Consider the following 3,783-nt stretch of genomic DNA (forward strand, 5'->3'; position numbering starts at 1 on the left):
GAATGTGGCGATGCAATGCTACCATGTTTCGTAATTAATGTGTCTCTATACTAGCGTCTCGCCTACGACGCTGAGGCAGACAATCTTTGCAATCTTGTGGTCCATTCCTTTCTTGTTCAGAACCGCTCCCGGCAGGCATTGCATGTAGGAATTCTCGTCGTGAACCACGTTCTTGTTCCGGAGACTGTCAAAGTACTTATACGGCTCAAATGCTCCTGCATCAGTTTTGTAGACGACCTTCGGATCGAGGCTGAAACGTGATTCGCTCTGACCGAAGCACTTTATGAAGTGAACGATCGCCGAATGCCACAAGGCCCGCCGGAGAGTGTGGGGCTCCTCTGGCGTGGTGTTTATCGTCTCAAGGCATTCCAGCGTGAAATCTAGGTCGACTTTGTGCAGTGCCAGATCGGCCAAACGCCGGGCCTTTGGTCCTCCGATGCGCAGGACTTTCACCGCATCTGGAAATCCCTCGATGTGGAAGCCCTTCGCTGTTTTTGTGATCGGGAAATGTTCCATGACGCCGATGCTGCACTCTAACGTGTCCCGATCACCCGCGCGAGCAAGCGCCCGCTTGCGGGCGTCGGCTTGTGGATCGGGTGGTTAGCGTGCAGGTTGCGATCACCAGTTCTGCGAACCAGCTATCTTGTGCACCTAAACTTCTCATTTATCGCTCCATAGATTTCCCCAGAGGCACCGTAATGTCGCCGCTCAGGAAAACGTCGATAATGGTTTTGGATGATCTCTGCGAGTTGACCTGGAGTAACGCCATCAGGAAGGCACAGCATTGGCGTCGACATTGCGCTTGCTGTGAACCAGATCGCGTCCACGACTCCTTGAATGTAGCCGTGCGCCGCATTCCGCGATGCAACGTCTCTCGACTCTAACAACTCGAGGAGTCTATTCCCATTGACGTAGGCCTGAGCAAACGCAGGCGATGTCACCGAAAGTAGAACTGCCGTTAGAAAGAAACACAACAAGGGTCTCATTCCTTCCTCCCAATCTTCGGATCTTCAGATCGACGGATCAACTTAGTTGAAGTCATGCAGATGGACCTGGTCTTACGCATTGCACGCATACAGGCTAGCGCCGCTGACGCAGCGCCTACCTCGACCTCTTTAGCGCCTACGTTCTTTGAGCATGAAAGTGGGCTCATACAGTTGCACCAACGCTGTTATGAACTCCTTCGCGGAAGCAATGATCGCTTCGGCCCCATCCTCGTTGCAGAATTCACCTTGATGAGCGATGGCATTTCTCTTCTTGTTGATTTCCTGTGCCGCCGCCTTCAATGATTTCACTCGCTTGTGCTTCGTCTTATCGATTTCGCTGAGCGGTAGCAGCAGGCGATCTAATTTTCCCGCGAGCCCGTTTGCCCACACGAGAAGACTATCGACGAAGTCGCTGTCGAACTTGCTTCGCGCACTGAATTCTTGCCGGATCGCGAAGTTGCAAGCGAGTTCAGCAGCAGTTGCGGCACGGACAATTGCTGCGGACCACTCCTCCCGCGTATGAAGACCGGAAAGTTTGTGCCACTGCGATTCGAGCCTCTGTAAATCCGTTCGCTGCTCGTATGGCTTCCGCTTCACTACCGCCTCCCCTGCGCGCTAACGCCCGCGTTCAGCCGCGGGCCGAGCGCGCAGCGCGAGGACCGTCGGCTGGAACGCGTTGTTGGACCTAGGTTTCACCGAAGTAGTCCGAATCTATTTTCTTAACCTCATACGTCGCGACGGACGTGACTCCGACGCCGAAGTCGATCATCAACCGCGCTAAGTCTTTGCCGTCAATGAGCACGATCTTCGAATCGATGCGGGAAACGTAGTCCTGCGCCTCCCGCGTGAACTCTGATGTTGTGATGAAGATGCCCTTTCGAGCGCGCTGTCCTTGAAGGGCGCCAGCGAACTTCTGTATCTCCGGCCTTCCAACGCTGTTATCCCATCGCTTGGCTTGGATATAGATGCTGTCCAACCCGAGATGATCTTCCTTTATGACGCCGTCGATGCCTTCGTCGCCGCTGCGGCCGATCGCTTTTCCTGCGTCCTTGCGACTGCCGCCGTAACCCATTTTCACGAGCAGTTCAACGACGATGTTTTCGAACAGCGACGGATCAGACGCTTTCAGCGTCTGCAATAGCTCAGCAGCGATTTCGGACCGTAGCCGCTCGTAGGCATTCTCCAAGGCCTCGTGTGGCGTCTGCCCGGGTGCGGCTTCCGCCTCTGTAGTTTGTGTTTCTTCATCGGTGCCTTTCTTCGACCTGTATTTGTCCCAGAACTCCTTGAATTCTGGAAAACGGTCTAGCCACTTAATATTGATCTGCGCCGGCGGGTCTTTCAGTACTTCGTGGCCTCGCGCCGTGATCTGAAAGTAACCGCGCCTGGGACTGTCGAGCAAGCCGGCTTTCTTCAGATAGGAACGAGCCCAGCCAACACGATTGATAAAAACCGGCTGCTGTCCGCTGGGCAGAAATTCGTTCAGCTCCTCGGCGGTGAGACGAAACTCCTTGGCCAAGTGCTGCGCCGCGTCCTTGAGCTGATGCTCGTTGCTGTCAGCCGCATAGCGGAGCAGAGGAAGCATGCACGTCTGAAAACCCGGAATGGCCACCGATCCTTCTCCCTAGGTCCAACGTCACCTTCAGCAACGCGCCGCTTGCGGCGCGTCCGCTGCAAGAGCTGGTTGGGCGGCATAGTCTCTCGCGACATTATCGAGAATAACGGAATCACTCAGAATCATCGCCCGCCTTTCATACACGCTCCAAGAAGTGGCGCAAACCTGCTGCGGTCGCGGTCGCCCATATCTAGCATTGTTTTTTCTGCCCAAGTTCGGCACTCCTTCTCCAGGAGAGTCTCACGCGGAATTGCGAGGCCGACACCAATAATTGCTATGACGATAGCTAACAGCGCAAGCAACGTAGCTTGTCTCGATGCCTTGATGGCGTGCCGAAATTCCAAGTATTGGAGATAACTAAAGTACGCCTCCGGACGCAGGATCCACTCTTGGATCTCGTCCGGGCGACCCTTCTGCACCTGATATTCGTTGAGAGAGTAGATGCTGCCGGCGACAAAGCGAAATTCTCTTTCAGAAATTTTACACACTGCGCATGCATCTTCGGACTTAAACGAGGGGTTCCGCAGCGTGTACGCGATAAGCTGCACATACCTGTGCGGGTCAGGATCGGGCAACTGAGACCACTGGAAAAGTGTCATGACGCCCAACGCTCCGCGCTAACTTGCCAACGACGACGCGCGGAGCGCGGCGGGACCCGAAGAACTGCGCTCTTGGACGGTCAGGTTCAGCGCGTTGTTGGATCGGGGTCGCCTCATGGCCCAAAGCCTTCACTTTCTGCCTGCCCAGTAATCGGGATTGCGTCAATGGTGGGCAAGTGCGACCTCTCGAAAATGGGTTAGAAGCATTTGAAGGCTAGACCGTGAGCGACAGTCTTCGTGAGGTATGAATCCACGTTTATAAGAGCTACCGAATCAACCTTGTCTCCGTACTTCTTCACTGCATTAGCCCTCAAGTTATTAATCGCCTGTTCCGGGAGATCCCATGCACCTGATTCAGCGGACACCGGGCCAAGCTTCATGCAATTGTCGAGTTGGGTGCTGACCTGTCGGTGCAGCATGATCTTGGCGGCCTCGGGGGGCATCGTTACGCAGCTGGTAGACCCCAGAGCCGCAATACAGAGAAATACCAACCTCTTCATCGTTCTCTCCTGTAAGGAAATGGAGACGCCCAACGTTTAGTTGAGCATCGCCATGGCGACGTGGCTGATGCGATGTGCGAAGCGGG

6 protein-coding genes are annotated in these 3,783 nt (G+C 54.8%); all 6 read right to left on the reverse strand.

Annotated features, from left to right (window positions below; genetic code table 11):
• Positions 1–45 precede the first annotated feature (45 nt).
• The gene (locus tag WD823_RS06175) at positions 46–516 is read right to left on the reverse strand and encodes a hypothetical protein (RefSeq protein WP_368428611.1); all 471 of its coding nucleotides are present in this window, start codon (positions 514–516) and stop codon (positions 46–48) included.
• 122 nt (positions 517–638) lie between these two features.
• Positions 639–986, reverse strand: a complete 348-nt coding sequence (locus WD823_RS06180) for a Rap1a/Tai family immunity protein (protein WP_368428612.1) — start codon at positions 984–986, stop codon at positions 639–641.
• A gap of 129 nt (positions 987–1,115) precedes the next feature.
• Positions 1,116–1,583 (reverse strand): hypothetical protein, encoded by a 468-nt coding sequence (locus tag WD823_RS06185; protein WP_368428613.1) that lies wholly within the window; start codon positions 1,581–1,583, stop codon positions 1,116–1,118.
• 88 nt (positions 1,584–1,671) lie between these two features.
• Complete coding sequence (locus tag WD823_RS06190) at positions 1,672–2,568, reverse strand: restriction endonuclease (protein WP_368428614.1); 897 nt, start codon at positions 2,566–2,568, stop codon at positions 1,672–1,674.
• 152 nt (positions 2,569–2,720) lie between these two features.
• Complete coding sequence (locus WD823_RS06195; RefSeq protein ID WP_368428615.1) at positions 2,721–3,197, reverse strand: hypothetical protein; 477 nt, start codon at positions 3,195–3,197, stop codon at positions 2,721–2,723.
• 197 nt (positions 3,198–3,394) lie between these two features.
• Complete coding sequence (locus tag WD823_RS06200) at positions 3,395–3,697, reverse strand: hypothetical protein (RefSeq protein ID WP_368428616.1); 303 nt, start codon at positions 3,695–3,697, stop codon at positions 3,395–3,397.
• Between the last annotated feature and the right edge of the window lie 86 nt (positions 3,698–3,783).

The organism is Sulfuricaulis sp., from assembly GCF_040901545.1.
Classification (GTDB): Bacteria; Pseudomonadota; Gammaproteobacteria; order Acidiferrobacterales; family Sulfurifustaceae; genus Sulfuricaulis.